The organism is Curtobacterium sp. B8, assembly GCF_000333315.1.
Taxonomy (GTDB): Bacteria; Actinomycetota; Actinomycetes; order Actinomycetales; family Microbacteriaceae; genus Curtobacterium; species Curtobacterium luteum.
Genome location: NZ_BACW01000089.1, coordinates 1 through 1,235, shown reverse-complemented (window position 1 = coordinate 1,235; position 1,235 = coordinate 1). Strand labels below are relative to the sequence as shown.

The window sequence follows — 1,235 nt, the reverse complement described above, 5'->3', positions numbered from 1 at the left end:
CGCCTCGTCGAGGAACACCGGGGCGAACCGGGGCCGCGGCCGCGTCTCGTCGCCGAGCTGGTACCGCAGCGCCGCACCGACGATGAACGCCACGAGCTCCTGTGTCTCGCCGCCCGACTTGTCGCCGAGGGAGGAGTACACGCCGAGGTCGTTGCCGTCGACGTCGTACCGCACCGCAGTGATCTCCATGTGCCGTCGGACATCGAGCACCGCGTCACGCGCGGTCGTGCGACCACGGGGTGATGCGGGGTCGGGGCGGATGATCGCCATGAACCGGCGGAGTCGGCGGAACCGGGTCTCGAGCACGTCGTCGGTCAGCTCGGTGTCGACGGACGCGGACAGTGCGCGCAGCTCCTTGCGGAACGACGCGACCTCCTCGCGGGTCACGCGGCGGATGACGATCTTCAGCCGGTCGCGGTTCGCCCCGAACGGCAGCTCCCGGAGGATCTCGTTGACGGGTTCGAGACGCTCCTCGATCTCCACGACCGCGCGGTCGAACGCGCCGGCGAGCGGGACGAGGTCCTCGCCGCTCCACTGCGACAGCCGTCGACGCCACTCGGTGCGTCGGGCGTGCAGGCCGGTGGCGACGATCTGGTCGAGGATCGCGTGGTAGTCGGGGTAGGAGGCCACGCCGGTACCGAGGTTCGGGTCGGGCCACGCGTCCTGGTAGCGCTGGAACGTGAGCGTCAGCGCGGTGGAGGCCGCCGCCGCACCGTCGAGCGCCTGCGAGAGTCGTTCCTCGAGCCGTCGCCGCAACCGTCGGGCCGCGTCGTCGAAGCCGTCGATGCCGTCCGGTGCGCCGACCTCCGCGAACGTCTCGGTCAGCAGCCGGGCCTGTTCGTCGTCGGGCATCGCCTCCGGGGCGTCGTCGAACCGCGCGAGGATCTCGGCGGCCGCGTCCTGCCCGTCGACGAGCACGCCGTGCCGCTCCTCGAGCCGTGTGACGGACAGCCGTGCGGCGGACCGGCGGTCGGACGCCTCGTCGAGGGCCGCGCGGAGCCGGCTGACCGCCGCGCGGAGGGTCCGCAGTCCGTCGTCGGCGGCGAGCAGCGCCTGGCGTTCCTCGTCGAGCTGGGTGAGGGAGGCGTCCACGCCGGCGACGTCGATGCCGTCCCAGGTGGCGTCGACCACGTGCTGGTGCGCCGCGCGGAGGGTGTCGAGGGACGCGATGTCCTGCGCGACGTCGGTCCGACGCGCCTCGAGCGTCGCGAGGTCCTGCGCGATCGAGGCGAGTT

At 72.8% G+C, this 1,235-nt stretch carries 1 protein-coding gene; it reads right to left on the bottom strand.

Going from position 1 to position 1,235, the window contains the following annotated elements; all coding sequences use genetic code 11:
• Nucleotides 1-1,235 (bottom strand): SbcC/MukB-like Walker B domain-containing protein (locus I59_RS02450; protein ID WP_022902520.1); only part of this gene is annotated, 1,235 nt, incomplete at both ends.